Below are 23373 nucleotides of genomic sequence, written 5' to 3'. Positions count from 1 at the left end.
GGGGTAAAGAGCATGGACATGAGCCTTATCAGCACTGCGGCCGCATCGATCAGTCTGGCCAAGGAAATTGGCAAGGCAGCGATGGGGCTTCGCGACTTCAACGCAATGGCGGCGAAAATCAGTGATATGAATGCAGCTTTGCTGACGGCGCAGGACAGCCTCTTTCAGCACAACGCCCAACTGCTCACCCTTCAGCAAGAGCTTTTTCAATTGCGACTCGAGCTGGACGCAGCCAACGCGGCCCTCTCTGAAAAAGGCCGCTACGAATTGTTTGAAGTATCCAAAGGAGCCTTTGTCTACAAGTCGAAAGGCGAAAGTCCGGACGAACCCACCCACTACGTCTGCCAACCGTGCTTTGACACCGAGAGGCAAAAAGTCGTCCTCAAATTTCATCCGGAATTCCAATTTCACGTAGCGAGTTGGAACTGCCCACGCTGCAAGAACAACTGGCGCGCCCGATGAGTCCTGGTGCTGCAACGCTGAGGGGTTCAGTGCAACGGTGATCAGCACGACCCTTCCTCCTTCTCCCCTGCACTCGTCCCCGCGCGTCCCACTTTGGGCCGCATCTCGAACTCAATGACGAGCGGGTGCATGGCGCCGTACGCGCCGCGCAGCACTTGGATGCCGAGGAAATCGGTGATCGCGACGCCTTGCGCCGCCGCTTGCATTGCCAGATCAGCTGCTTCGGCCACCGGCAGCAGGACAGCCTGCTCCACGCGGCGAGCAGTCATGCATTCACCTTCGGGCCGGACTGTCCCAGATCGGCACTGACGGCGGCGAGCTGCACGGGCAAAGTGCCGACAACGCCAAACAGTGCCACTTCCGCGATGCGGTTGAGCGCGGCGGAGTCGGAGTCGATGCCGTGCAGTTGCTTGTAGAACTGGAGCGCGTCGTAGACGCGATCGCGCAGGCGCGTTTTCACTTCGTTGCGGAATTCGGCGCGTCTTGACATGACGATCACCCCGTACTTATCGAGAAAGGATGTTGATGTTCTTCACTGCCCCTCCGACACCGGCTCGGCCAGCTCAGGCCAGATCAGCTTCCAGTCGTCGGGCCGGAAGTCGCGGTAAGGGATCCCGACGGCCGCCCCAACGAGAACGCAGTTCTCGGGACGCATCGCATTGGGCGAGTGCAGCCATTTATGGATGTGCGGCTGCTTCTTGCCGATCAGGCGAGCCAGGGCCGACTGCGAGCCGGCTTTCTCGATCGCGCGCTGCAGCGCTGGGACGGAGCAATTGGTCGGTTTCATGCCGCAATACTATAACCAAAGTTATTCACTCGCAAGAACTTTGGTTATTTGCCGGCTTACAACCAAGGTTATAGGATGCCCGCTATGGAAAATCCTGAATTCGGGCGCCGGGCAAAGGAACGTCGCGAGGCACTGGGTCTGTCCCAGAAGCACATCGCGGAACTTGTCGGCGTATCGCAGCCGGCGATCGCCAAGGTTGAAAGAGGCGGCAGCACCACGACCACGAACGGGTTTGCACTCGCGCGCGCGCTGCAAACCACACTGGAGTGGCTCGAATTCGGCGACGAGGCTCAGCCGGTTCCGCCAGGCTACGATCGGCTCGACGAGATCGGCCGGGCCAAAGTCGAGGCGTACATCAGTGGGCTGCTAGCCCAGTCAGTTCCGCATCATTCACCTGCTCAGGACGAGGACAGGCCGTTCGGCGACTGACCCGCCGTGCCTCTTGCGGAAGCGGATCCAACGACGCATCCCAGAATGCAAACTCGCGCGTCACGACCGGCCGCTTCATTCTCCCAGTGAAGCCGAACGCCGGGTTTTCGAGCAGCACATCCCACCGACCGTCAGACCGCAGCCGCTGAATCGTCACGATCGTGCCGATCAGCGCAGGGTTTCTGCTCGTCACCACCTTCGCCAAGTCCCCCGGCCTGCAGCGCAGGCGCGTCTTCGTTTCTTCTTCCACTGGCCGCCCTCGTCTTCCGTTCGCCACAATACTGTATGAATGTACAGTAGTTTAGCCGTAGTTTCGGAAGTCTTTCAACTGCCGTCAGCAGACGCTTAACAAAAGGGTCGCGGGTCGGCATGTTACAAATTTCCTCCCCCGCACGATAACTTTGGTTGTTGACATATCGATAACCTTAGTTATAATTCATTCCAACGCGGCACCATCGCCGCGCCACCGCCCCACGCGGAACGCTCTCTAACAACCGAAGGTATGCCGGGACCGCTCACGCGGAGCAACCGGCCGGCGCGATCTGCGTCGTGAGTCAGGACGGACGCTGCGGAAGACCGCGGCGCGCCGAGCGAACCTGATGCAAGACAGCCAGCAACACGTGACCGATGGCGTCGTAATCGGCACAAACCTCGCGCGGCCCGGAGCCGGCACGGCCGGGAGTAGTCGGGCGCGCGAGTGATGCAGTTCTGACCGGCGGCGGTTCGTACTCCCGAGGCGTCGCCGGTGAGCACTGCACGTAACGCGCAGTATCGTCGTTCAAGACTTCAATTCAGTTAGTAATCCTACTTTCATGCGGAGGGTGCGATGCACATTCCTCGAATCCACCACAGCAATGCGCGCGCCCTGCCCGCGCTGGTCGACCGACACGCCGACCAGCTGCAGGCCGAGGCTGACGATGCCGCGCTGGCGCGCGACGAGCGCAACGAAGCGATCGCCGACGGCGTCACGTTCGACGTGCTGCCGTTCTCGACCGAGCAGCTCGCAGTACTCGACGCCGCCCTGCGCCGGGGGCGGATCGAGGACGTGTACGAGGTCTGGAACGTCTGCAAGGCTGCGCTCGATGACGAGATCGCGCGGCGCATCGCGGACGCAGATCTCGCCGCCGCCGCGCCGCGTTTCGCGAACGTCTACTGCTCGGGCTGCGGCCGCAGCTTCGGCCCGGGCGCCGCCGGATTTTCCCGTTGCACCGACCACACCATTCGTCGCGCGCACGACGACTAAACAACCACCCCATTACAGGAAAAAGACGATGGACACCGTTTCGTTCGAAGTTTCGCGCGAGGTCAGCGCGGCGATCCGCCTGGTCGCGGCACGCTACCAGACCTTGCTCGCGGCCAAAGGGCTGCCGGCTGTCGATTCGCTCGAGCTCGACATGGATCTAGTCGCGTGTCATGCAAACGGCTGCCCGATGGACTGGGAACGCCTCAACGCAGCCGACGATTTCACGCTCGCACACGACGTCGGCGGTATCCGGCGGCACATCAACCGTTGCACCGGAAAGCTCGAACACTGCTTTCTGCCGCGCTGCGCACTGAAGGAGGTGCGGCACATCACGATCGCAGGGGTGGACCGATGAGCCGACGAGATTACCCACGCATCGGGATGAACAGGCAGCGAGCGAGCGCGAAGCTCTGCAACTGCTGCAGCACGAAGGCTCGGTGGCAAGTCGAGTTTCAGGTCAGCTGGTTCCGCGGCGAAGACGAGTGCTTTCTGCTCTGCGACACGCATCACGCGCTCGTCGCAGACATGAACCTCGCTGAACTCACACGCCTGAAAGACGAAGAGAATGCCAGACGCCGTTCGACCGCCAAGGCGAGCTCATGATGCGCCACTCGATCAACAGCCTATCGCCTGTATTGCGCGATTACAGGCAATCGCCTGTATCACGGGTGCGCTACGCGCTCGAAGGCGCGGCATGGGCGATCGCATACGGCGTCGTCATCGGCGCGCTCTGGTTCGGCGTCGACCTCGCCGGGCCCTACCTGCGGAGCCTCGGATGACGCCCTTCGACTACCTCGGCGCGCTGCTCGATCGGCTCTTCGAGTGGAATCCCATAGCCGGTTACCTCGTCGCGCTGACGATCGCCGCGGTGTGCACGCTCGTGCTCGCCCGGCTCAACGCAGACGGCTCTGCCGTTGCCGCTTTCTTCACGAGACCCGCATGAGCCGATTCACCGATCACGCCGACCTCTTCGAGCGCCGGCACCCCCGCGCAGCGCGCACCCTCGTCGTCGCGATTCTCGTCGCGGTCGCCCTTCTCGCTGTCGCCGTCGACAGCCCCACCAAGCATTGGGGAATCCTGTGAACCCGTCCGTGTATACCGTTCGCGCGTCCAGCTGGGGCGCGCTCTTCGACTGCGCCTACCGCTGGGAAGGCATCCACCTCCTGAACATGCGCAACGTGGTCGGCCTGCGCGCCGCGCTCGGCACCGCGATCCACGCAGGCACCGCCGTTTTCGACCAGGCGCGCCTCGACGGATCGGGCCTCACGGTCGACGATGCGGCCGGCGCGTTCGTCGACAAGCTTCGCGATCCGGAGAACGAGTTCGATCCGGAGCGCGACGACCTGAGCATGTCCGATGCGGAACGCATCGGCCTGTCTCTGACGACGAAGTACTGCCTCGAGGTCGCGCCGCGCTACGACTTCATCGCCGTTGAGATGGAAACGAAGCCGCTCGAGATCGACTGCGGCGGCGGCGTGATCGTTCGCCTGACCGGCACGATGGACCGGGCGCGCGTGCGCCGCTCGGCAGCCGGCGTCGGCATCGCAGACCTGAAAAGCGGCTCGTCGGCCGTGCAGAAAGGCGCAGCCGTCACGAAGGGACACGGGCCGCAGATCGGCACGTACGAGCTGCTGTACGAGCACACGACCGGCGACCAGATCGGGGATACCGCCGAGATCATCGGCCTGAAAACGAAGGGCACACCGGAAGTCGCGACCGCCCCGATCGCAAACGCGAAGCGCGTGATGATCGGCACCGAGGAAACGCCCGGGCTGATCCAGTTCGCCGCGGACATGTTCCGGTCCGGCCGCTTCTACCCCAACCCGAAATCGCTGCTGTGCGACAAGAAGTATTGCCCCCGCTACGGCACCTGCCAGTTCCACGATTAACACGCGAGATCCTCATGTCCACGCCTACCACCTTAGAATCCGTCCGCTCGCCGCTTCCGCGCGAGGCCAACCTCCCTGCTGTCGCGCCCGGCTTCGGCTCGCTGCAGTCGTTCGAACTGATGCAGCGCGCTGCAAACCTGCTCGCGTCATCGACGCTCGTGCCCGCCGCATACCGCAAGGTAATCGAGAAGACCAACCGCTACGGCGAGGTCACCGAATCGCGCGAGAACCCGAACGCGCTCGCGAACGCTGTCGTCGCGCTGAACATGGCCCAGCGCATGGGCGCCGACCCGCTGATGGTGATGCAGAACCTGTACATCGTCGAGGGCCGGCCGTCATGGTCGTCGCAGTGGATCATCGCGGCAGTGAACGGTTGCGGCCGCTTCTCGCCGCTGCGATTCGACATCCGCAAGCTCGGACGCAAATCGGTGCCGTACGTGACGTTCGAATGGAGCGGGCCGACGGGCAACCGTACGCGCACCGAGAAGCGGCAGGACGTCGAGATCGAAGACATCGAGTGCATCGCATGGGCGCTCGAGCGCGGGACCGACACACGTCTCGAATCGCCGCCGGTGTCGATCGAACTGGCGGTGAAGGAAGGCTGGTACACGAAGAATGGCAGCAAGTGGCAGACGATGCCCGAAGTGATGCTCCGGTACCGGAGTGCGTCGTTCTTCGGGAAGCTGTACGCGCCCGAGCTGCTGATGGGTCTCACGACTGTCGAGGAAGCCGCCGACATAGTCGACGTGCATGACGACGGCACCTACTCGATGAACCGCGCGACGCTCGACGAACTGCGCGCCGGCCGCGCGCAGCCGGCCGACGAGGTTCCTCGCGGCGCGGTGCCGCCGGCGGAAACGGACCCCGCGACCGGGGCGAACGCAGATAGCGCGCCCGCGACAGCAGATAACGCGGGCCCGGTGGACGCCCAGGACGCACCGCGCGAAGAACGCGGCCAGAGCGGCTTCTCTTTCGACGCCGACGGCCTGGTGCGCGGCATCCGCGAGGACATCGAGTCCGCCGCGACCGCCGAAGATCTCGACCTCGCCCGCAGCGCTATCGCCGGCGTGCAGGACGAAGCCGCGAAGGCAGACCTGAACGCGGCAGCATCGGCGCGCATGCGCGCGATCACTGCGGCGGCCGAACAGGCGCAGCAACCGCCGCGCGCCAGTGCCGCGCGCCGCGCGCGCGCGCCGATCAGCGCCGACTAACCGGAACCAGTCATGAAGATCACCGACATCTACGTCTCGAAAGTGCTCGGGATCCACGCCGCGGACCTGCGGCTGTCGAAACCCGTCGCGCTCTTCGCCGGCCCGAACGGTGCCGGCAAGAGCAGCCTGCAGGAAGCCGTGCGCATGGCGCTCACGGGCGACACCGTGCGCGTCGCGCTGAAGAAGGAATACGGCTCGCTCGTCACCGAGGGTTCGGAGGCCGGCCAGATTGTGGTCGCGTGCGGCGAGCAGGCGAACAGCGTCATGCTGCCCGTCGGGAAAGTGAAGCGCGAGCTCGCCGAGGATCCGCGCCTGTCGCTCGTGCTCGACGCGCAGCGGTTCGCACAGCTCGACGCCGCAGCGCGTCGCGCGTTCCTGTACGAGCTGATGGGCGTGAAGATCGGCGCGCAGCAAATCCGCGAGCGGCTGGTCGACAAGCTGACGTCCCCGGCGCGCGTGATCAAGCTCGCCATCGACGCGCAGCTCGAGGCGATCACGCCAATGCTGCGCGCGGGCTTCGAGGCCGCGCAGAAGGAAGCAGCTGATCGTGCCCGCGGCGCGAAGCAGGCGTGGCGCGCGACGACCGGCGAAACGTACGGCAGCCAGAAAGCTGCGGATTGGCGCCCCGCCGCCGTCAGCTTTGACGCAGCGGCGCTGCGCAAGCTGGAAGGCGAACGTGAGTCACTCGAAGGCGAGATCGGCGAGCTGCAACGACAGATCGGCGCGGCCGAGGCCGGCGAAGCCGCGGCGCGCGCCCGCGCCTCGAAGATCGCCGCGCTGCGCGACAGGGCGGCAGGCTACGCGAAGGCGGCCGAGCTGGCGCAGCTCGCCGACGACCAGGTCGCAGAGTTCCTGCCGAAGGTCGAAGCGCTGCGCGTACGCGCCGGCGCCGCGCCGGCCGGAATTGAATGCTCCTGCCCCGAGTGCGGCGCGCTGCTGCGCTTTCTGAACGGCGCGCTCGCGGCGGCCGCCGCTGCCGGCGCGCGCGACGAAGAAGCGATCGCGAAGCTGCCCGAGTACGAGCGCAGCCTCACGGTGCTGCAGAACGCCACACGAAATCGCCGCACGGAACTCGAAGCAGCCGACGCAGCCGCGAAGCAGCTGAAGGAACTCGAGAACGAAACGAGCGCCGACGGCGCCCATTCGTCGAGCGAAGCGATCGACGCGGCGCGCCGCGAGCTCGGCTCGCTGATGAAACGCCGCAAGCAGCTCGACACGGATATCGCAGCCGCGCGGGATGCTGAGCGCCGCGCCGCCGCCGCAATCGAGATCACGGGTAAGGCGTTTGCGCTGTATCAGGACGTCGCCGCGTGGGAAGCGATCGCCGACGCGCTCGCGCCGAGCGGCATTCCTGCCGATCTGCTGCGCGAGGCGCTCACCCCGATGAACGAGCGCCTGACCGCGCTCGCTGAGTTGTCCGAATGGGCCGACGTGACCATCACGCCGGACATGGAGATCCTCGCGAACGGTCGCGTGTACGCCCTGCTGTCGGAATCGGAGCGCTGGCGCGTCGACGCGCACATCGCCGCCGCGATCAGCCACTTCTCGGGACTGAAGCTGCTCGTGCTAGATCGTGCCGACGTCCTGGTCGGCCCCGAACGCGACCGGCTGCTCTACTGGCTCGACGACCTCGCTTACACCGAGCAGATCGACACGGCGCTCGTGTTCATGAGTCTCAAGACGCCGCCCGCGGGGCTGCCGGACGGCATCGAGGCATTCTGGGTTGAGGATGGACAGATCGCGGTCGCCGCGACGCGCAGCATACGGGAGGCAGCGTGAGAGAGGACATCGAGAAATATCTCGCCGCGACGTCGGAAGCCACGGCGAAGGCTGTGGCCACCGGAATCGGGCTTCCGCAGCTCGACGTGACGAAGGAGCTGAACCGCATGCTTGGCGACGGGCTGGTCGAGCGCGAGAAGCGCGCGGGCGGCGGCAACGAGTACGTGTACTGGCTCGCGCGCGCAGCGCGGCCGCCGGTGACGCCGGCCAGCAGCGCGTCGTCGCCGCCGGCCAAACCGTCGCTTGCAGAGGCCATCGCGGATATGCCGGCGGCGGCGGTTGGCGTTGTGGATGCTGAAGTCCGCATGTGCGACCTACTGGCTGACATCGAACGCCTCACGATCGAGCGCGACGCCGCGCTGCAAAAAGCGGACACCTGGCGTGCGAACGCCGCAGCCCTCGAAGCGCGCATCGACGAGCTGACGCTCGGCCCGGTGGGCGCGCGGGCCCCGCTGTTCGTCACGGTCGGCCGCAACTGCAAACCGCAGCGTCACGACTCGCTCGAGAAAGCGCAGAAGCGCGGCCGCTCGCTCGTGCGCAGCGAGAAGGAATCTGAGGTGCTCGTGCTCGAACCGGTCGGCCGGATCGTGCGCGGCACGGAATGGATGCCTCGCTGAACCTATGAAGCTTACCCCGCGCGGTGTGCCTCGGTCCGCGCGGCATTTGAAGGGCGCCGAACTTTCTTCGGTGCCCTTTCTTTTTCCACCGGCCTCAACGGTGGGTGCTCGGAGTGACGGGTGGGCGCCGTCACAAAGCCAACACGATGCAGCGCAGCCGGCTTTCATGCTACCCAACGCTGCCATATGCGAGCCGAGCGCCCACCCCTGAAGCCTGACCATCAAACGGAGATCTCGCGTGAAGCGTGACCTGATGAGCCTGCCGCTCGACCTCGGCAGCGAATTGATCGTCGACAACTTCGCCGGCGGTGGTGGCGCCAGCACGGGCCTCGAACGCGCCTTCGGACGGCCGGTCGACGTCGCGATCAACCATGATCCTGAAGCGCTCGCAATGCACGCGGCGAACCACCCACACACGGCGCACTACTGCGAAAGCGTGTTCGACGTCGATCCCGCGGCGATCACGGGAAACCAGCCGGTCGGCCTCGTTTGGCTGTCGCCCGACTGCAAGCACTTCAGTAAGGCGAAGGGCGGCAAGCCCGTCTCGAAGAAGATCCGCGGGCTCGCATGGATCGCGCTGCGCTGGGCCGCGACGGTGAAGCCGCGCGTAATCATGCTGGAGAACGTCGAGGAATTCGTGACGTGGGGGCCGCTCGGCGCCGACGGCCGGCCGTGCCCGAAGAATCGCGGCCGCACGTTCCGCTCGTTCGTGAACGCGCTCGCGCGCCACGGATACCGCGTCGAGCACCGTGAGCTGCGCGCTTGCGACTTCGGCGCGCCGACGATCCGCAAGCGCCTGTTCCTCGTCGCGCGGCGCGACGGACTGCCGATCGTCTGGCCGACGCCGACGCACGGCGATCCGAAAAGCGCGGCAGTGCGCGCCGGCACGCTCCAGCCGTGGCGCACCGCGGCCGACTGCATCGACTGGTCGATCCCCTGCCCGTCGATCTTCGAGCGCGATCGACCGCTGAAGGACGCGACGCTGCGCCGTATCGCGCGCGGCATCATGAAGTTCGTCGTGAACAGTGCGGATCCTTTCGTGATACACCTCACGCACCACGGCGCAGATCGCGCCGCCAGCATCGCCGCGCCGCTCGCTACCGTCACCGGCGCGAACCGCGGCGAGCAGGCTCTCGTCGCCGCGCACGTCACGAAGTTCCGCGCGAATAGCACCGGCAGCGCAGCCGACGCGCCACTGCATACCGTCACCGCTGGTGGCGATTGCGCCCGGCCGGCCGGCGCCGCGCATGCGATGGGCATCGTCGCTGCCACCCTCGTGAAGAACAATTTCGGCGAGACGCCGTGTCAGGATGCCGCCGGCCCCCTGCACACCGTCACGACACAAGGCAACAAATTCGGCGTCGTCGCCGCGACGCTGGTACAGACGGGATACGGTGAACGGCCCGGCCAAGCGCCGCGTGTGCCAGGCCTCGACAAGCCGCTCGGCACCATCGTCGCCGGCGCGGCCAAGCACGCCGCGGTGACTGCGTTCCTCGCGAAGCACTACGGCGGCGTCACGGGCACGCGCGTCGACGTGCCGGCCGGCACAGTGACGACGAGCGATCATCACGCGGTCGTGACTGCGCAGCTTGTCGGCTGCGGCGGCCGAGCAGGACAGTCCCGCCCGCATGATGTCAGCGAACCGACGGCCACGCTCGCCAGCAAGGCAGATACGACAGTCGCGGTGTCGCACCTGGTAAAGCTGCGCGGAACCTGTCGCGACGGCGCACCGGCCGACGAGCCGCTGCACACGATCAGCGCCGGCGGCATGCATCACCCCGAGGTACGCGCGTTCCTGATCAAGTACTACGGCGAAGGCGGCCAGTGGCAGGACGCCCGCGAGCCGATGCACACGATTCCGACGCGCGACCGCATCGGCCTGGTCACGATCCACGGCGAGGATTACGCGATCGTCGACATCGGCATGCGCATGCTCACGCCGCGCGAGCTCGCCCGCGCGCAGGGATTCCCGGACAACTACGTACTCGATCCGGTCGTCAACGGAAAGCCGCTATCGAAGTCGGCGCAGGTGCGCATGATCGGCAACAGCGTGTGCCCGGACGTCGCGACCGCGCTGATCCGCGCGAACTTCGCCCACGAGCAGCAGTTCGCGCACGTCGCGGCCTGACGAAAATGCGTGCCGGCCGCTTACGCGAATCCGCCGTCGATGCTCAGCTTGAGAGCCGCGATCGATGCCGCATGCGCGGCCGCCACGCTCGGGTATACCCTTTCGCGGTTTTCAATCTTGACGAGCGTCGGAACTCGCGCGCCGGCTCTCCGAGCCAATTGCCACGCAAGTTTAGCGCCGCCTTCCACTTCATAAGCGGCGGTATCCAACACACGGCCTTCGTAATGCGCAATCAAGTTGATCCGGTGTGGCATGGCGGTTCTCCATTAGTTGAATGCTCTGGCGAGCATGCGACCTCCGATTCCAATTTGCAAATTTATTGTTACTGAAAATGCGCGAACAGCAACAGCCCCCGAGAGACGGTCCATGAGAGACGGACACGAATCAGCGCATGCCGCTTACGCGCTCACCTCGTGCGGCAACGCATTGGCGCTATCCGCCGAGCGTTCGCTCAAAGCTCTCGACTTTGTTGCGGCAACTCGAAGTTGTCAAATTCAGGAGGATTGAGACGTGAGCCTCTACTTGTCTACGGTCGAACTGGCCGAGCTCGTCGGCTGCCGGCCGCGCAGCCTAGCGTGCATGAAACGTTGGTTGGCGCGGAACCACTGGCCGTATGCGGTCAACATCGCGGGTGTCCCGCTGGTCGCCCGCGCCTACTACGAGGCCCGCATGAACGGGACTGCACTGCCCGCCCCCGCGCGCCGGCCCCGAGCCGCCGCGGCCGACGAACCGAATTTCGCCGCACTCACAGCATGATCGGACGCCGCAAACGGCCGGACGGATTGCCCTTCCGGCTCTACGCCCACTACGGGAAGCACAAGGTGAGCTTCGGCTACAAGTTGCCGAACGGTCGCTGGGCCTTCAGGCTTTCGGCGCCCGCGCGCCAAAAGGACGCTGTTGCGGAGGTCCGCAAACAGGCGATCGAGCGCGCGGAAGCGCTCAACGGAAACGCTGTCGAGCCAGGAACGTTCGAGGCACTCGCCGACGCATATTTCGACTGGCAAGAGGGTCTGCCGCATACCGACGAACGCCGGAAGGCGCAGATCACCCTCGACGAAAACCGAAACGAGCTGAAACGCCTCGTCGCCGTCTTCGGCAAGATGTCGCCGGCCGCCATCAAGCCGAAGCACGTCTACGGGTACCTCGACAAGCGCGCGCAGATGGGCGCGCCGGCGAAGGCGAACAAGGAGGTCGCGCTCCTGTCCGCCATACTCGAATTCGGCAGGCGCCGCGGCGAGGTCGAAACGAACCCGTGCCGCGGCATCGAATATAACCCGACGCGCCCGCGCCAGCGCTACGTGCGGCAGGACGAGATTGATCTCGCCGTGGAAGTCGCGCGATCACGCCGAAGCGTCGGAGACCAGCACCCGAGTTCTGCGTATCTGATCCTCGCGCTATGCGTGAAGGCGGCCTATCTGACAGTGAGCCGGCCAACCGAGATGCGAGAGCTGCACCGCCAGAGCATCCGGCCCGAAGGCGTCGAGGTGCCGATTGGGAAGCGCAAGGCCGGCGAGCAGCAACGCGTAAAACTCGTCCTATGGTCACCGGAGCTGAAGGCAGTGATCGATGAAGCGCTGGCGCTGCAGCGCACGTCGAGCGTCCACGTGTTCGGCAATACCGCCGGCCAAGTGTACACGCGCAGCGGGTGGAACACGAACTGGTCGCGGCTGATGGGTTATTGCGAGAAGGAGGCGCAGGCGCGCGGTGTTCAATTCGAACGCTTCGCGCTGCGCGACATGCGGCCGGCAGCCGTGACCGATCGCCAGGAGGAAGGCGACGACCGCATCATCGATGCGACCGGCCACGCAGACGAACGCATGGTGCGAAAGACGTATGACCGGCGCCGACAAAGAAAAGTGCGTGCGACGCGCTGAAGCCGGAAATAAAAAAACCCGCTCGGTGGCGGGTTTTCTTTTCGGAAGATCTTCCAAAATTTGGAATCTCATCTTCCAAAACTTGTAACTCGATCAATTAATCGTGCTGCAAGTCTTTGAATTTGTTGGGGTGGCTGATGGGACTCGAACCCACGACAACAGGAATCACAATCCTGGACTCTACCAACTGAGCTACAGCCACCACTGATACTGCTTTGTTTCTTCGCTGTTTCGTTTCGTGTTCAGCAGCGAAGAACAAGATTATACGAAGACTTTTCCATCTTGCAAAGCATTTTTTTCAAAATTTTCGAGAGCGTCGTTCAGATGCGTACGCGCCTCGTCGAACACGGCCAGATCGCCGCGCGCGAGCTTCTTGTTGTCCGACAGCACGCGACGCCAGCCGCGCGCCCCCGCGACGCCGCGATACAGCCCGAGTGCGTGCCGGACGATCGCGCCGAGATACGTGCCGCGCTTCAGCTCCGCCGCGCAGTATTCGATCAGTTTCGCCTCGGCCTCTTCGCGCGTCGGCGCGGCGGCGGTCGCTCCATAGAAGCGCGCATCGACTTCCGCGAGCACGTACGGGTTGTGATACGCCTCACGGCCGAGCATCACGCCGTCCACATGCTCGAGATGCTGCGCGACTTCGTCGAGCGTCTTGATGCCGCCGTTGATCACGATCTCCAGCGACGGGAAGTCGCGCTTCAGCCGGTACGCATAGTCGTACTTGAGCGGCGGAATCTCACGATTCTCCTTCGGCGAAAGCCCCTTCAGGATCGCATTGCGCGCGTGCACGACGAACGTCTGGCAGCCCGCCTCGGCTACCGTGCCGACGAAGTCCCGCACGAACGCGTAGTCCTCGACCGCATCGACCCCGATCCGATGCTTGACCGTGACCGGCACCGACACCGCATCGCGCATCGCCTTCACGCAATCGGCAACGAGCTGCGGCTCGTTCATCAGGCACGCGCCGAACGCACCGCGCTGCACGCGTTCGGACGGACAGCCGCAATTCAGGTTGATCTCGTCATAGCCCCACTGCTCGCCGAGTTTCGCGGCGCGCGCCAGATCGTCCGGTTCGCTGCCGCCCAGCTGAAGCGCGATCGGCGATTCGTTCGGCGTGAACGCGAGATGCCGCTGGGCGTCGCCGAACAACAGCGCGCCCGTCGTGATCATTTCCGTATACAGCCACGTGTCGCGCGTCAGCGTGCGATGGAACGACCGGCAATGACGGTCGGTCCAGTCGAGCATGGGCGCCACGCAGACGCGGCGGGGAGGAAGCGAGGACGGTGCGGACATGGAATTCGGGGCAGCAAGCGGCGCGGGAAGCAACCCGCCATTTTACCGCAACGCGACCAGGCCGGCCCGGCGGCCTGACTAGACCGGCCCGCCGTCGCCCAGCTCGGCGTCGACGGCGCGCCGCGCCTCTTCGAGCACGCGCTCGATCACGCGCCGCTCCGTCAGCAGCATCCCGTCGACTTTGACGAGCCGCCAGTCGATCCGCACGGCAGCGCCCTGCAGCACGCGATAGTGCGCATGCTCGCCGTCCCACACCTGCTCGGTCTTCACTTCGATCTCGTAGCCGCGGTACGGCTCGCTGAAATCGCCGAGATCGCTGCCTCTCGGTTCCATCGCTCGCTCCGTGGCGACGCAACGCCGGGCCGCCTCGGCGGCCGGCGCCGTGCGCTCAATCGTATTCGTTAGACAAAACGGATTTGCCGTCGGCGGTCAGGTCGACACGGTCGCCGGCCGCCTGATAGATCAGCCCTTCGTTCAGCAACGCATAGACGACGTCGTCGAATGCGGCGGGAACCGGCCGGGTATCGCCGAACTGGTCGATCCACTTCAGCGCCTCGATGGCTTCGGGAGAAAGGATGGGGGTCATGCGTTGGCCTCCGGCGTCGGTGTCGTTCCATCCTAGCACTTCGTCCGGACGCCGAATACCGAGGCAAACGCGCGATCGAAATACCGGGCTCGACGCATGGCCGGATGGCCCGTGCGCCGCGCCCGGCGTCGGAAACACGCCTAGAGGCGCGCGATCGACACTTCGGTGGATTTCACGAGCGCGACGACTTCCGCGCCCACCTTCAGTTCAAGTTCGTCGACCGAGCGCGTCGTGATCACCGACGTGACGATGCCGAACGGCGTCTCGACGTCGACCTCGGACACGACGGGCCCGCGAATGATCTCCTTCACCTTGCCCTTGAACTGGTTACGCACGTTGATTGCAGTGATGCTCATCGGGTTGATCGCTCCGAAGAAAAAAGTCTGAGAGCGGGCGGCCAGCGCCGCCCGGATTTAAACGGCCCAGCGAATCTGCCCGACCGGTCGTACGTAATCGACCTCATGCGCCGCGCCCTGCCCGGCCGTGCCCGGGCCGCCGGCGAGCACGCGTTGCAGTACGCGATCCTCGAGCGCCGCGAACGCAGCGGACGCGCGTGCACGCGGCCGGTCGAGCGGCACCGGCTGATCGAGCGCGACGCGCCCTTGCTCGATCAAGAGGATCCGATCGCCGAGGGCGACGGCCTCCTGAACGTCGTGCGTGACGAGCAGCGCGGTAAACCGATGCTCGCGCCACAAGCGTTCGATCAGTGCATGCATCTCGATGCGGGTCAGCGCGTCCAGCGCGCCGAGCGGCTCGTCGAGCAGCAGAAGCTGCGGTCGATGCACGAGCGCTCGGGCGAGCGCGACGCGCTGCCGCTGACCGCCCGACAACTGCGCGGGCCAGTCGTTAGCACGCTCGAGGAGCCCGACTTCGTCGAGCACCGCGCGCGCCTGGTCACGCGCTCCGCGACCGAGCCCGAGCATCACGTTCTGCAGCACGGTTTTCCACGGCAGCAACCGCGCATCCTGGTACATGATCCGCGTGTCGAGCGTACCGCCACCCTCGCCGCGCGTCACGAGCGCGCCGCTGCTCGGCACCTCGAGTCCCGCGACGAGACGCAGCAGCGTGGATTTCCCGCAACCGCTGCGGCCGACGATCGCAACGAAGCTGCCCCGCGCGATGCCGAGTTCGACGTTGTCGAGCACGGTGCGCGCGCCGAAGCGCTTGCTGACACCCGACAGCGTCACCGCGTCATCCTGTGCCGGGCTGCCCGCGCGCCGCCGTGCAAGCGGCACGACGGATGCACCGCCGTCCCGGTCGACGATCGCCGCGTCGCGTGCGTCGTCGTCCGTCACGCGCGCCTGCGCCAGTTCGGCCTCGAGGTCTGCGCCGGCGAGCGGGCCGTAGGCGGCCGCCGAAGTCGTCGCGTTCATGCCTTTGCTCCAGATTGATAAGCGGGGTGCCAGCGCAGCGTCACGCGCTCGATCCATTTCGCCAGCACGTCGGCCAGCTTGCCGAGCACCGCATACAGCAGGATGCCGACCACCACCACATCGGTTTGCAGGAACTCGCGCGCGTTCATCGTCATGTAGCCGATGCCCGACTGCGCGGAGATCGTTTCCGCGACGATCAGCATCACCCACATCAGCCCGAGCGCAAAGCGCACGCCGACGAGAATCGACGGCAATGCACCGGGCAGAATCACGTCGCGATACAGCGCGAAGCCGCGCACGCCGTAACTCTTCGCCATCTCGATCAGATTCGCATCGACCGAGCGGATGCCGTGATACGTGTTGATGTAGACGGGAAAGAACACGCCGAGCGCGACGAGGAACAGCTTCGCCTTCTCGTCGATGCCGAACCACAGGATCACGAGCGGAATCATCGCGAGCGCGGGGATGTTGCGGATCATCTGGATCGTCGAGTCGAGCGCGACCTCCGCCGCTTTCGACAGCCCGGTCGCAAGCCCGAGCGCCAGACCGACACCGCCGCCGATCGCGAATCCGAACAACGCGCGCCAGGTGCTGACCTTCACGTTCGCCCACATCTCGCCCGACGTCACGAGCGACCACGCGGCACGCACGACCGCCACCGGCTCGGGCAGCACGCGCGTCGACAGCCAGCCGACGCGCGCGCCGACCTCCCATGCAACCAGCAGCGCGAGCGGCACGAGCCACGGCGCGATGCCGCGCCACGCGCGGGCGGCCACGGCCGCGCCCGTCGTCGACGTTTTCGTTGTCATCTCGGGTCTCCTTCGTTCAGCTCTGGCTCGCCTTCGGCAGGTAGCTGTTGCCGACGATCTCGCCGAACGGCCCCGACAGCGGACCGGACGGCCGCGCCGCACGCTTGTCCTTGATCAGCGGGAACACGAGTTCGGCGAAACGGTACGACTCCTCGAGGTGCGGATAGCCGGACAGGATGAAGGTCTCGATGCCGAGGTCCGCGTATTCGCGCATGCGTTGCGCAACCTGCTCGGGATTGCCGACGAGCGCGGTACCCGCACCGCCGCGCACGAGGCCGACACCGGCCCACAGGTTGGGATACACCTCGAGCACCTCGCGGCCGCCGCGCTTGCCGCCGTGCAGCGCGGCCATCCGGCGCTGGCCTTCCGAATCCATGTTCGCGAATGCCTTCTGCGCGCGAGCAATCGTCTCGTCGTCGAGACGGCTGATCAGGCGCTCGGCATCGCGCCACGCTTCGTCCTCGGTCTCGCGCACGATCACGTGCAGGCGGATGCCGAACCTGATCTTGCGGCCGCGCGCCTCGGCGCGGGCGCGAATGTCGGCAATCTTCTTCGCGACGGCCTCGGGCGGCTCGCCCCAGGTCAGATAGGTGTCGATGTGATCGGCGGCGATCGCGTGCGCGGCCGGCGACGATCCGCCGAACCACAACGGCGGATGCGGGCGCTGCACGGGCGGATACAGCGCCTTGCCGCCCTTCGACTGAAGGTGCTTGCCGATGTAGTCGAACCCGCCGTTGTCGTGCGATGCGGACAGCAGCCCGCGCCAGATGTTCAGGAAGTCGTCGGTGATTTCATAGCGCGTATCGTGATCGGCGAACAGCCCGTCGCCTTCGAGCTCGGCGGCGTCGCCGCCCGTCACGACGTTGATCAGCAGGCGGCCGCCCGACAGACGGTCGAACGTCGCGGCCATCCGCGCCGCGAGGCCGGGCGATGCGATGCCGGGTCGCACGGCGACCAGGAATTTTAGGCGCTGCGTCGCCGGAATCAGGCTCGACGCGACGACCCACGCATCCTCGCAGGAACGGCCGGTCGGCAGCAGCACGCCTTCATAGCCGAGCGTGTCGGCCGCGACGGCGATCTGCTTGAAATAATCGTAATCCGCGGCGCGCGCGCCTTCCGCGGTGCCGAGGTAACGGCTGTCGCCGTGCGTCGGAATAAACCAGAAAACATTCATCTGCTGCTCCTGCTTGACCGTTCTTGCCGGAATCTGGATAAAACGAGGCCCTGCTTGCGTCGCGAACGTGCGACGCATGCATGATGTGCGTTCGAATCGGGATAGCTCGCCGGTTACGCCGTGCCGCGGGCGAGTACGCGATTGCGCGGCTGTTTCCGGGAAATCAGTCTATGGATCGGTGCAGGGCTTTGGAACGATTTTTTTGAGCTTAGGTTTTCCGCTTTCGTGATTAGCACGACGCTCGAGCGAATATCGCATCGGCCGGGCCCTATAATGACGCACCTATCCGAACAACTTCGCGCGGACGGCCCCGGCCGGCCGCGCCTGCAATGCACTCATCGATGCAGAAAGTCATCCTGCCGTTCCTGTCCGGTTTCCTGGCCTCGCTCTTCTTTCGCGAAGCAACGCTCGCGCTCCTGCATACGGCGGACCTGATCGCCGCCGCCGGGTTCTCCACCCAGCCGTTCGCGCCGCTCGGCATTCCTGAATTTGTTGCGAATGCATTGATCAGCGCGTGCTGCGCGATTCCGATGGCGTGGCTGCTGCGCGTGGCGCCTGATCGCGAGGCGCCGTGGATCGGCGCACTGGTGTTCGGCGGCATCGTGCTGACGGCCGCCCGCGTGTTCGCGATCGACCCGCTGCGCGGGATCTGGCCGTCGGGCAACATGATGCCGGTGCTCGCCGCCGGTTTCGCGGCGAACGCGGTCTGGGGCTTCGGCGCGCTCGTGTTCATGCGCGCGTTCATGTCGGACGACGCCGGCGACGAATAGCGCATGCCTCGCGGCGAGCCACTGCCCACTGCTCGCTGCCGCCGGCCGCACCGGCATCCTCGAATGAAAAAAGGCCGCCTGCACACGATGCAGGCGGCCTTTTTGCCTTTCGCGTCGATACCGCCGCGCGTCAGTCCTTCAGATTGCGCAGCGGATGCGTGTCGGGCGTCCACGGGCTGTCGAACATCGCGAGCACGTCGGCGCGGTCGATATCGGCGATCGACTTGAAGCGCCAGGCCGGCTGATGGTCCTTGTCGACGATCAGCGCGCGCACGCCTTCGATCACGTCGCCGCGCGCGAACGTCGAACGCGTGAGGTCGAGATCGCGCCGCAGGCAATCCGCCATCGTCGCGCCGCGCGCCCGCTCGACGACTTCGAGCGACACGGCCATCGACAGCGGCGACAGCTGAGTGCGCATCGCGTGAGTCGCCTTCTCGACCCATCCGTCGACCGCGGCGCAATCCTGCTCGGCGTCGAGCGATGCGAGGATCGCGCCGATATCGGCTTGCGCGAAATGCCGGTCGATCGCGGCGCGCGCGTCGGCCAGCACCGACGTGTCGGGCGTCGGCACGACCTTGTGCGACGCAGCCGCGTCGGCCACGCACGCGACCGCCTGCGCGCCGCTGTCGATGCGTGCGCTGCGCAGCGTATCGAACAGCGCCGGCAGCGCGGCATCCGGCAGGTACGCGTCGGCAAGCTGCGCGTAGAGTGCGCCGGCCGCGTCGAGCGTCGCGCCGGTCACGGCGAGATAGCGGCCGATCGCGCCCGGCGCGCGCGCGAGAAACCAGCTCATCCCGACGTCGGGGAACAGGCCGATGCGCGTCTCGGGCATCGCCATCTTCGTCGAGTCGGTGACCACCCGCAGGCCGCCCGTGTGCCGCGCCGCCTGCGAAATGCCCATGCCGCCCCCCATCACGACGCCGTGCATCAGCGCGATGTACGGTTTCGGATAGGTGAAGATCGTATGGTTGAGCGTGTATTCCTCGATGAAGAACGTATCGACCGCGTCGCGATCGCCACGCTGCCACGCGTCGTGGAAGAAGCGCACGTCGCCGCCCGCGCAGAATGCGCGCGGATGCGGGCTGTGCACGACGACCGCGACCACGTCCGCGTCGTCGCGCCACGCGTCGAGCGCCTGCTGCATCAGTCGGATCATCCCGACCGACAGCGCATTCAGCGCCTTCGGCCGGTTCAGTTCGAGATAGCCGATGCGGTTCGCGACATACGCGCGGACATCGGGCTGGGCGGATTCCGCGCAAGCGGAAGTGGAATCGGTCATGTGAGCCATCCGGCGTATCGCGGGCGCACACTCAATGCGCCTGCATCTTCGAGAACAGGTTCAGCACCACGACGCCCGAGATGATCAGCCCGAGGCCGATCACGGCCGGCAGGTCCGGCACCTGGCGATAGAGGAGCATCGCGACGAGCGTGATCAGCACGATGCCGGCACCGGACCACACCGCATAGATGATGCCGACGGGCATCGTGCGCAACGTGAGGGACAGGCAGTAGAACGCGATGCCGTAACCGGCCACGACGAGCGTCGACGGCCACAAGCGCGTGAAACCGTCCGCCGCGCGCAGCGCGGACGTGCCGACCACTTCCGCGACGATCGCGATCGCGAGCCATGCGTAACCGGGAAGCTGCATCGCTCAGCTCCTTGCAAGCGCCAGCACGGCATAGTCGTGCCCGAGCTCGGCACACAGCGCTTCGACGACGAACTCGTGATCCGCGCGCTGCGGCAGCCCCGACGCGGTGATCGAGCCGATCACGCCGGCCCCCGCGACAGTCAACGGAAACGAGCCGCCGTGCGGCGAATATTCCGAGATCGGCAGTCCGTGCTTGTCGGCGAGCGTCGCGCCGGCCTGCTGCATGCGCAGGCCGATCGCATACGAGCTGCGGCGGAAATGCGCGACGACGTTGCGCTTGCGGCGCACCCAGTCGGCGTTGTCGGGCGTCGCGCCGGCGAGCGCCGCATAGAACAGCGGCTGGCCGAACGTGACGATATCGATCGCGATCGCATGGCCGCGCGATGTCGCGAGCGCATGCATCCGGTTGCCGAGCGCCCACGCGCGCGCCGGGTCGAAATGGGGAAACACGAGCGCCTGTTCCTGCGCGCCGATCGATTGCAGATCGTGAGCGATGTCCATGAATCCGTCGATGCAATGGTGAGTGTCGCAACGGCACCGACGCAATTCGCGCACGATTCCGCTGCAGGAATGAACGACACAAGCAAACCGCTCGATTCTAGCGCACGCGCCTGCCGGACCGGCCCCGCAAGCGCTCCGCAGGCGGTTGCAACGCGATTGTCAGAAAGTACTTGCACGCATTCGGGTAAGTCCATATAATTCAATTCTTCGACGGACGCGGGGTGGAGCAGTCTGGCAGCTCGTCGGGCTCATAACCCGAAGGTCGTAGGTTCAAATCCTACCCCCGCAACCAACGTCCCGATTCATGCAAAAAGCCCGGCTCAACGCCGGGCTTTTTGTTTTTCCGCGCCCGACTCCGCGCAGCGCACGCCATGCATCGCGCCGCACGCCGCGCGCGTGCGCTCGCGTTCGAGAATGCCCCGCCCCGGTGATACACTCGCATCACCTCGTCCCTTCCACTCGACATGAAATTCTGCTCCGTCTGCGGTCACGAAGTCATCGCGCGCATTCCTCAGGGCGACAACCGTGAGCGATTCGTCTGCGATCACTGTGGCACGATCCATTACCAGAATCCGCGCAACGTGGTCGGCACGGTGCCGGTCTGGGGCGATCAGGTGCTGCTGTGCCGGCGCGCGATCGAACCGCGCTACGGTTTCTGGACGCTGCCGGCCGGCTTCATGGAGATGGGCGAGACGACGGCCGAGGCCGCAGCGCGTGAAACGCTCGAGGAAGCCGGCGCTCGCGTCGAGGTGCAGAACCTGTTTACGCTGCTCAACGTGCCGCACGTGCACCAGGTCCACCTGTTCTATCTGGCGCGGCTCACCGATCCGGCCTACGAGGCCGGCGAGGAAAGCCTCGAAGTCAGGCTGTTCGACGAAGCCGATATTCCGTGGGACGAAATCGCGTTCCCCACCGTCAGCCAGACGCTGCGCTTCTTCTTCGCGGATCGCGCCGCCGGCGACTACGGCGTCCACACCGGCGATATCTTCCGCTCGCTGCGCAACGGCTGAGCCCCCGCCACATGGTCCCCTGGCTCGGCCCGGACGATCCGTTTCCGCCCGTCGAACGCGCGCTCGGTCCGGCGACCGGTGCGCCGGGGCTGCTCGCCGCGAGCGCCGACCTGCTGCCGTCGCGCCTGATCGACGCCTACCTGCGCGGCATCTTCCCGTGGTATTCGGACGGCCAGCCCGTGCTGTGGTGGAGCCCCGACCCGCGGATGATCCTCGTGCCGACCGAGTTCAAGGTGTCCCCGTCGCTGCGCAAGACGCTCAGGCGCGTGCAGCGCGACCCCGCGTGGGAAGTGCGCGTCGACCACGACTTCTCCGGCGTGATGCGCGCGTGCGCGCAGGCTCCGCGTCGCGGGCAGCGCGGCACCTGGATCACGGCCGAAATCATCGACGCGTATACGTCGCTCTATCGCTCCGGCAACGCGCACAGCATCGAGACGTGGCACGACGGGCGCCGCGTCGGCGGCCTCTACGGCGTCGCGTTCGGGCGGATGTTCTTCGGCGAATCGATGTACGCGGATGCCACCGATGCGTCGAAGATCGCACTGGCGACGCTCGTCGCCCATCTTCGCGACCAGGGGCTGGAGATGATAGACTGCCAGCAGAATACGTCGCATCTAGCGTCGCTCGGCGGCCGCGAGATCGCACGCAAGGCCTTTGTCGCTCACGTGCGCCGCGCGGTAGCCGAACCGCCGATCCCGTGGCAGTTCGACAAGCGCGCGCTCGCCGCGCTGACGGGCCCCGCAGGACCGGCCGCCCCGTCCGGGATCGTGCGCTAGCGCGGCACTCCCTCCCTGCATCGAGAGCTGCCCATGACTCACCCGACTGAGCTGCCGCTTTCACCGCTTTCGGCGCTGCAATTCTATGCAACGGCGCCCTATCCGTGCAGCTATCTGGACGGCCGCGTCGCGCGCTCGCAAGTCGCGACGCCGAGCCACCTGATCAATTCCGACATCTATACCGAGCTCGTCAAGGCCGGCTTCCGGCGTTCGGGCGTGTTCACCTATCGCCCGTACTGCGACGGCTGCCGCGCGTGCGTGCCGGTGCGCGTGCCGGTCGGCGCATTCACGCCGTCGCGCACGCAACGCCGGATGTGGAAGCGGCACCGCGCGCTCGTCGCGACGGTCTCGCCGCTGCACTACGACGAGGAGCACTACGCGCTCTACATGCGCTACCAGTCGGCACGCCACGCGGGCGGCGGCATGGATCGCGACAGCCGCGACCAGTACGAGCAGTTCCTGCTGCAAAGCCGGATCAATTCGCGCCTCGTCGAATTCCGCGATCTCGACGCACCGGGCGGCGAGCCCGGCAAGCTGCGCATGGTCAGCATGATCGACATCCTCGGCGACGGGCTGTCGTCGGTCTACACGTTCTTCGAGCCGGACGACCGGCACACGAGCTACGGCACGTACAACATCCTGTGGCAGATCGAGCAGGCGAAGAGCCTCGGCCTGCCGTACGTGTATCTCGGCTACTGGATCCGCGAGAGCCCGAAGATGGCCTACAAGGCGAACTTCCATCCGCTGGAAGGATTGCTCGACGGCCGCTGGAAAGTACTCGATCCCCAGCGGGTCGACCTGCCGCCGGTCGACGCGGCATTCGCCCGCGCGCCGCTGCCGGGCGGACATTCCGGGTCGAGCTGACGGGAACGTCGCCGGCACGGGGCACGCGCGCGACGCACATCGGTCCGGATCATCAAGCGGGCGACGCGCGGCGCGGCGACCGTCGCCGCGGGCCGCTACGAAGCGAAGCCCGCCCCTGCCGCGCAACTCCCGGTAAAATAGCGGGT

The 23373-nt window shown here is 66.0% G+C and carries 32 protein-coding genes and 2 tRNA genes; 19 read left to right on the top strand and 15 right to left on the bottom strand.

Annotated features, from left to right (window positions below; genetic code table 11):
* Positions 1-18 precede the first annotated feature (18 nt).
* A complete protein-coding gene (locus WS51_RS18225; RefSeq protein WP_155773602.1) occupies positions 19-462 on the top strand; it encodes a hypothetical protein in 444 nt (147 codons plus the stop codon).
* Positions 463-503: 41 nt separating this feature from the next.
* Here WS51_RS18225 and WS51_RS18220 read toward each other — a convergent pair whose 3' ends face one another.
* The 3 genes from WS51_RS18220 to WS51_RS18210 are packed head-to-tail and all read right to left on the bottom strand — an operon-like array spanning position 504 to position 1249.
* Positions 504-731, bottom strand: a complete 228-nt coding sequence (locus WS51_RS18220) for a hypothetical protein (protein WP_069229570.1) — start codon at positions 729-731, stop codon at positions 504-506.
* Positions 728-952, bottom strand: a complete 225-nt coding sequence (locus WS51_RS18215; RefSeq protein ID WP_069230004.1) for a hypothetical protein — start codon at positions 950-952, stop codon at positions 728-730. Before WS51_RS18215 ends, WS51_RS18220 begins: the two co-directional genes overlap by 4 nt.
* 42 nt (positions 953-994) lie before the next feature.
* Complete coding sequence (locus WS51_RS18210) at positions 995-1249, bottom strand: transcriptional regulator (protein ID WP_069229569.1); 255 nt, start codon at positions 1247-1249, stop codon at positions 995-997.
* 84 nt (positions 1250-1333) lie between these two features.
* Between WS51_RS18210 and WS51_RS18205 the strand changes: the two genes are divergently transcribed.
* The 11 genes from WS51_RS18205 (at position 1334) to WS51_RS18160 (ending at position 10545) form a co-directional block, all read left to right on the top strand.
* A complete protein-coding gene (locus WS51_RS18205; RefSeq protein WP_167357991.1) occupies positions 1334-1678 on the top strand; it encodes a helix-turn-helix domain-containing protein in 345 nt (114 codons plus the stop codon).
* A gap of 826 nt (positions 1679-2504) precedes the next feature.
* Positions 2505-2921: a hypothetical protein gene (locus WS51_RS18200; protein ID WP_069229567.1), complete on the top strand. Its 417-nt coding sequence runs from the start codon at positions 2505-2507 to the stop codon at positions 2919-2921.
* 28 nt (positions 2922-2949) lie between these two features.
* A complete protein-coding gene (locus WS51_RS18195; protein ID WP_081333581.1) occupies positions 2950-3276 on the top strand; it encodes a DUF6874 family protein in 327 nt (108 codons plus the stop codon).
* Positions 3277-3520: 244 nt separating this feature from the next.
* Positions 3521-3700 carry a hypothetical protein gene (locus WS51_RS18185; protein ID WP_069229565.1) on the top strand — a complete coding sequence of 60 codons (180 nt, stop codon included), beginning with the start codon at positions 3521-3523 and terminating at the stop codon, positions 3698-3700.
* A complete protein-coding gene (locus tag WS51_RS32570) occupies positions 3697-3864 on the top strand; it encodes a hypothetical protein (protein ID WP_167357990.1) in 168 nt (55 codons plus the stop codon). The genes WS51_RS18185 and WS51_RS32570 overlap by 4 nt, the downstream gene beginning before the upstream one ends.
* A complete protein-coding gene (locus WS51_RS32565; RefSeq protein ID WP_167357989.1) occupies positions 3861-4004 on the top strand; it encodes a hypothetical protein in 144 nt (47 codons plus the stop codon). The genes WS51_RS32570 and WS51_RS32565 overlap by 4 nt, the downstream gene beginning before the upstream one ends.
* The gene (locus WS51_RS18180; RefSeq protein ID WP_069229564.1) at positions 4001-4810 is read left to right on the top strand and encodes a RecB family exonuclease; all 810 of its coding nucleotides are present in this window, start codon (positions 4001-4003) and stop codon (positions 4808-4810) included. The genes WS51_RS32565 and WS51_RS18180 overlap by 4 nt, the downstream gene beginning before the upstream one ends.
* 14 nt (positions 4811-4824) lie before the next feature.
* Positions 4825-6021, top strand: a complete 1197-nt coding sequence (locus tag WS51_RS18175) for a hypothetical protein (RefSeq protein ID WP_069229563.1) — start codon at positions 4825-4827, stop codon at positions 6019-6021.
* 12 nt (positions 6022-6033) lie between these two features.
* Positions 6034-7800 (top strand): AAA family ATPase, encoded by a 1767-nt coding sequence (locus tag WS51_RS18170; RefSeq protein WP_069229562.1) that lies wholly within the window; start codon positions 6034-6036, stop codon positions 7798-7800.
* Positions 7797-8417, top strand: coding sequence for a 1-pyrroline-5-carboxylate dehydrogenase (locus tag WS51_RS18165; RefSeq protein ID WP_069229561.1), 621 nt, complete (start codon positions 7797-7799; stop codon positions 8415-8417). Before WS51_RS18170 ends, WS51_RS18165 begins: the two co-directional genes overlap by 4 nt.
* A gap of 238 nt (positions 8418-8655) precedes the next feature.
* Positions 8656-10545, top strand: coding sequence for a DNA cytosine methyltransferase (locus tag WS51_RS18160; protein ID WP_081333580.1), 1890 nt, complete (start codon positions 8656-8658; stop codon positions 10543-10545).
* A gap of 20 nt (positions 10546-10565) precedes the next feature.
* Here the strand turns inward: WS51_RS18160 and WS51_RS18155 are convergent, their stop codons facing one another.
* The gene (locus tag WS51_RS18155) at positions 10566-10799 is read right to left on the bottom strand and encodes a hypothetical protein (RefSeq protein WP_069229559.1); all 234 of its coding nucleotides are present in this window, start codon (positions 10797-10799) and stop codon (positions 10566-10568) included.
* 256 nt (positions 10800-11055) lie between these two features.
* Here WS51_RS18155 and WS51_RS18150 point away from each other — a divergent pair, with 256 nt between their 5' ends.
* Complete coding sequence (locus WS51_RS18150; protein ID WP_069229558.1) at positions 11056-11301, top strand: DUF4224 domain-containing protein; 246 nt, start codon at positions 11056-11058, stop codon at positions 11299-11301.
* Entirely contained in the window at positions 11298-12419 is a 1122-nt protein-coding gene (locus tag WS51_RS18145; protein WP_069229557.1) for a site-specific integrase, read from the top strand. The genes WS51_RS18150 and WS51_RS18145 overlap by 4 nt, the downstream gene beginning before the upstream one ends.
* 126 nt (positions 12420-12545) lie before the next feature.
* Here WS51_RS18145 and WS51_RS18140 read toward each other — a convergent pair.
* From WS51_RS18140 to ssuD, 8 genes are all read right to left on the bottom strand, one after another.
* Positions 12546-12621, bottom strand: a tRNA-His gene (locus WS51_RS18140).
* 59 nt (positions 12622-12680) lie between these two features.
* Positions 12681-13667, bottom strand: a complete 987-nt coding sequence (gene dusA, locus WS51_RS18135; RefSeq protein ID WP_059544556.1) for a tRNA dihydrouridine(20/20a) synthase DusA — start codon at positions 13665-13667, stop codon at positions 12681-12683.
* A 126-nt stretch (positions 13668-13793) separates the two neighbouring features.
* A complete protein-coding gene (locus WS51_RS18130; protein ID WP_059447229.1) occupies positions 13794-14048 on the bottom strand; it encodes a hypothetical protein in 255 nt (84 codons plus the stop codon).
* 55 nt (positions 14049-14103) lie between these two features.
* Positions 14104-14301, bottom strand: coding sequence for a hypothetical protein (locus WS51_RS18125; RefSeq protein ID WP_059447228.1), 198 nt, complete (start codon positions 14299-14301; stop codon positions 14104-14106).
* Between the two features lie 140 nt (positions 14302-14441).
* Positions 14442-14657: a TOBE domain-containing protein gene (locus WS51_RS18120; protein WP_006400187.1), complete on the bottom strand. Its 216-nt coding sequence runs from the start codon at positions 14655-14657 to the stop codon at positions 14442-14444.
* Between the two features lie 57 nt (positions 14658-14714).
* Positions 14715-15674, bottom strand: coding sequence for an ATP-binding cassette domain-containing protein (locus WS51_RS18115; RefSeq protein WP_069229556.1), 960 nt, complete (start codon positions 15672-15674; stop codon positions 14715-14717).
* A complete protein-coding gene (ssuC, locus tag WS51_RS18110) occupies positions 15671-16483 on the bottom strand; it encodes an aliphatic sulfonate ABC transporter permease SsuC (RefSeq protein ID WP_059501900.1) in 813 nt (270 codons plus the stop codon). Before ssuC ends, WS51_RS18115 begins: the two co-directional genes overlap by 4 nt.
* A 16-nt stretch (positions 16484-16499) precedes the next feature.
* Positions 16500-17657: an FMNH2-dependent alkanesulfonate monooxygenase gene (gene ssuD, locus WS51_RS18105; RefSeq protein ID WP_059501898.1), complete on the bottom strand. Its 1158-nt coding sequence runs from the start codon at positions 17655-17657 to the stop codon at positions 16500-16502.
* A 341-nt stretch (positions 17658-17998) separates the two neighbouring features.
* On the opposite strand from ssuD, the gene WS51_RS18100 reads away from it, so the two are divergent.
* Positions 17999-18427, top strand: a complete 429-nt coding sequence (locus WS51_RS18100; RefSeq protein ID WP_059502173.1) for a hypothetical protein — start codon at positions 17999-18001, stop codon at positions 18425-18427.
* 130 nt (positions 18428-18557) lie between these two features.
* Here the strand turns inward: WS51_RS18100 and WS51_RS18095 are convergent, their stop codons facing one another.
* Genes WS51_RS18095 through WS51_RS18085 form a run of 3 tightly spaced genes read right to left on the bottom strand, consistent with a single transcriptional unit; the run spans position 18558 to position 20577 of the window.
* The gene (locus tag WS51_RS18095; RefSeq protein WP_069229555.1) at positions 18558-19706 is read right to left on the bottom strand and encodes an enoyl-CoA hydratase/isomerase family protein; all 1149 of its coding nucleotides are present in this window, start codon (positions 19704-19706) and stop codon (positions 18558-18560) included.
* A 31-nt stretch (positions 19707-19737) separates the two neighbouring features.
* Positions 19738-20076 carry a DMT family transporter gene (locus WS51_RS18090; protein WP_059501893.1) on the bottom strand — a complete coding sequence of 113 codons (339 nt, stop codon included), beginning with the start codon at positions 20074-20076 and terminating at the stop codon, positions 19738-19740.
* Between the two features lie 3 nt (positions 20077-20079).
* Positions 20080-20577 (bottom strand): heme-degrading domain-containing protein, encoded by a 498-nt coding sequence (locus tag WS51_RS18085; protein ID WP_059501891.1) that lies wholly within the window; start codon positions 20575-20577, stop codon positions 20080-20082.
* A gap of 215 nt (positions 20578-20792) precedes the next feature.
* Between WS51_RS18085 and WS51_RS18080 the strand changes: the two genes are divergently transcribed.
* From WS51_RS18080 to WS51_RS18065, 4 genes are all read left to right on the top strand, one after another.
* Positions 20793-20869: transfer RNA gene (locus tag WS51_RS18080), tRNA-Met, on the top strand.
* Between the two features lie 172 nt (positions 20870-21041).
* On the top strand, positions 21042-21587 hold the full coding sequence (locus WS51_RS18075) for an NUDIX hydrolase (RefSeq protein ID WP_059447221.1): 546 nt from the start codon (positions 21042-21044) through the stop codon (positions 21585-21587).
* An 11-nt stretch (positions 21588-21598) separates the two neighbouring features.
* Complete coding sequence (gene aat, locus WS51_RS18070) at positions 21599-22363, top strand: leucyl/phenylalanyl-tRNA--protein transferase (RefSeq protein ID WP_059771166.1); 765 nt, start codon at positions 21599-21601, stop codon at positions 22361-22363.
* 33 nt (positions 22364-22396) lie between these two features.
* Positions 22397-23227 carry an arginyltransferase gene (locus WS51_RS18065; protein ID WP_069229554.1) on the top strand — a complete coding sequence of 277 codons (831 nt, stop codon included), beginning with the start codon at positions 22397-22399 and terminating at the stop codon, positions 23225-23227.
* Positions 23228-23373: the final 146 nt, after the last annotated feature.

The sequence above is a fragment of the Burkholderia territorii genome (assembly GCF_001718335.1).
Classification (GTDB): domain Bacteria; phylum Pseudomonadota; class Gammaproteobacteria; order Burkholderiales; family Burkholderiaceae; genus Burkholderia; species Burkholderia territorii.
Note: the sequence above shows the minus strand (reverse complement) of the source record. Positions and strands in the feature narration are given on the sequence as shown.